The sequence below is a fragment of the Vibrio hepatarius genome (assembly GCF_018860525.1).
Lineage (GTDB): Bacteria > Pseudomonadota > Gammaproteobacteria > Enterobacterales > Vibrionaceae > Vibrio > Vibrio hepatarius_B.
Genome location: NZ_JAHKPM010000031.1, coordinates 2,105 through 4,354, shown reverse-complemented (window position 1 = coordinate 4,354; position 2,250 = coordinate 2,105). Strand labels below are relative to the sequence as shown.

The window sequence follows — 2,250 nt, the reverse complement described above, 5'->3', positions numbered from 1 at the left end:
TGAAAGCGGAGAAGAGCCCTAAAAGTTATCGATTCTTCCCATGCTGTTGGCTGTTAATCCCCGAGATGTAATACGGGGTGAAAGTCTTAAAGACGCCCTTTTTTTAATCAATTTCTCTTCCAATGATAATAAGCTTTTGACCTCGTTTGACAGTCACATATTTAGACAGAAGATCACAAACCATATGGACATGGTTGCATTGTAAGGATAAATTCCATATCTAAGGTGTGGGTTATAGAGATTTGATATCCCACTATGTTCTAAACCAAAGAGTATTTGTCTATGGAAAATTTAGTCTATCAACCGTTCTCCGACATAAACATTAATGATAATTTTTTTGCAACACTAAAGGCTGACTATCAGGAGTTTCCTCAATGGTTCGCTAAGAAGGCTCTAGCCAGTGAATGCGCTTATGTACTTTATAATCCTATGGGGTTTATTGAAGGTTTTATGTATTTGAAGGTGGAGAGCGGAGTTATAACAGATACTACACCAAACCTACCTAACGGCATGCACCTAAAGATTGGCACTTTTAAGTTTGATGCGGCAGGAACAAGACGCGGTGAAAGGTTCGTGAAAAAGGTATTTGACCATGCTATTAAAGCCAATGTAGATGATGTCTATGTAACAATTTTTGATAAGCATGCTCACCTTATTTCGTTAATGCAGCTATATGGGTTTAATGTAATTGGTTCTAAGTCTACACCAAATGGCATAGAGAACGTATTAGTCCGTAACATGCATCAAGTCCACAATAATATAATGGCTGACTACCCAAAGTTTAACATTCGAGGAAATAAGAAGTACTTGATGTCAATCTATCCGGACTTTCACACACGCATGCTGCCAGATTCTATTCTTAACAACGAGTCTCACGATATTATACAAGACGTTTCTCACACAAATAGCATTCATAAAATTTATCTATGTGCTATGGAGCTTACTGCCGATTTTAGACCGGGAGATATCATTGTAACCTACAGAACATCAGATGGAGCTGGTCCAGCACGCTACCGTTCTGTCATCACTTCGGTTTGCGTGGTCGAAGAGTATAGAAACATTGGTGACTTCACTACTCTCGAGTCTTTTTTATCTTATGCAGGCTCATATTCTGTGTTCTCAAAAGATGAACTTACGGACTTCTACCGTTCAAAACGCTATCCTCATATCATACAATTCACGTACAATACTGCGATGACAAAACGTGTGATTCGTGACAGGTTGATTAATGAAGTTGGTCTTTCAGAAGGTGCATACTGGGGAGCAATGGAGATTTCGGATAACCAGTTCAATCACATGCTTGATTTAGGTGAGGTAGATGCAAGTTTTATTATCAATTAACCCCGAGTTTGTAGAAAGAATCTTTACAGGCGAAAAGAAATTTGAATACCGTAAGGCGATCTTTCGAAGAAGTGATGTAGAAAAGGTGATCATCTATTCTACGTTACCCGAGGGTAAAGTAGTCGGCGAGTTTTGTATCGATAGAATCTTAACTGACACACCACAAGAGATTTGGAATCAGACCCAAACAAATTCTGGTATCAACAAAGAATTTTTCGATCACTACTTCAATGGGAAGTCAGAAGCTCACGCTATTAAAATTGGTAATGTTAAAAAATATAACAATCCCTTTCGATTAGACAAAATGAAGGCAAAAGTGTCGGCTCCTCAATCATTTATGTACTTGTCGAGGGATCTTTTTCCGGAGTTTGCATTTGAATGAATAAATTAGTATTTATCTCTGGTGTGCACGGCGTAGGTAAGTCAACGCTGTGTTCGCAAATAAATAGCTTTGTAGATATTCGCTCATACTCTTGTAGCGATATCATTAAAGCTAATTCTGCATACGTAGAAACCTCGAAAGTGGTAGATAAAGCTGAAGCTAATCAAAGAGCACTCTTAGAGGGAATCTCTAAGCTTGATGATGAGAATATTCTATTAGATGGTCACTTTTGTTTAGTAGGCAAAAATGAAACGATTATCGAATTGGATTACCAAGTGTTTCAGGACATAAAGCCAGATGTAGTAATAAATGTGTTCTCTGACGCTCAAGAGATACATAGGCGTTTAGTCTCGAGAGATGGCGACTGTATTTCTCTGGAGTTAATCGACAAATTGCAAAAGCAAGAGTCTCATAACGCACATGAGTTTTGTTCCAAGAATGGGGTAAGAATTGTTGATTACAAATCCGGAGACGATGTTTCTACGCTCTTAAGAGCGCTAGATTTATAAATATAAGTTCTAAGGGCT

3 protein-coding genes are annotated in these 2,250 nt (G+C 38.2%); all 3 read left to right on the top strand.

Features of this window, described 5'->3' with window-relative positions:
- Positions 1–282 precede the first annotated feature (282 nt).
- Genes KO511_RS08715 through KO511_RS08705 form a run of 3 tightly spaced genes read left to right on the top strand, consistent with a single transcriptional unit; the run spans position 283 to position 2,232 of the window.
- On the top strand, positions 283–1,341 hold the full coding sequence (locus tag KO511_RS08715; protein ID WP_215987062.1) for an N-acetyltransferase: 1,059 nt from the start codon (positions 283–285) through the stop codon (positions 1,339–1,341).
- Positions 1,319–1,723 (top strand): ASCH domain-containing protein, encoded by a 405-nt coding sequence (locus tag KO511_RS08710; protein WP_215987061.1) that lies wholly within the window; start codon positions 1,319–1,321, stop codon positions 1,721–1,723. The genes KO511_RS08715 and KO511_RS08710 overlap by 23 nt, the downstream gene beginning before the upstream one ends.
- Positions 1,720–2,232 (top strand): ATP-binding protein, encoded by a 513-nt coding sequence (locus KO511_RS08705; RefSeq protein WP_215987060.1) that lies wholly within the window; start codon positions 1,720–1,722, stop codon positions 2,230–2,232. Before KO511_RS08710 ends, KO511_RS08705 begins: the two co-directional genes overlap by 4 nt.
- Positions 2,233–2,250: the final 18 nt, after the last annotated feature.

Bases quoted from the DNA above. Each gene is read 5' to 3' on its own strand.
- KO511_RS08705 (WP_215987060.1), top strand. From the start codon at position 1,720: ATGAATAAATTAGTATTTATCTCTGGTGTGCACGGCGTAGGTAAGTCA.
- KO511_RS08715 (WP_215987062.1), top strand. From the start codon at position 283: ATGGAAAATTTAGTCTATCAACCGTTCTCCGACATAAACATTAATGAT.
- KO511_RS08710 (WP_215987061.1), top strand. From the start codon at position 1,319: ATGCAAGTTTTATTATCAATTAACCCCGAGTTTGTAGAAAGAATCTTT.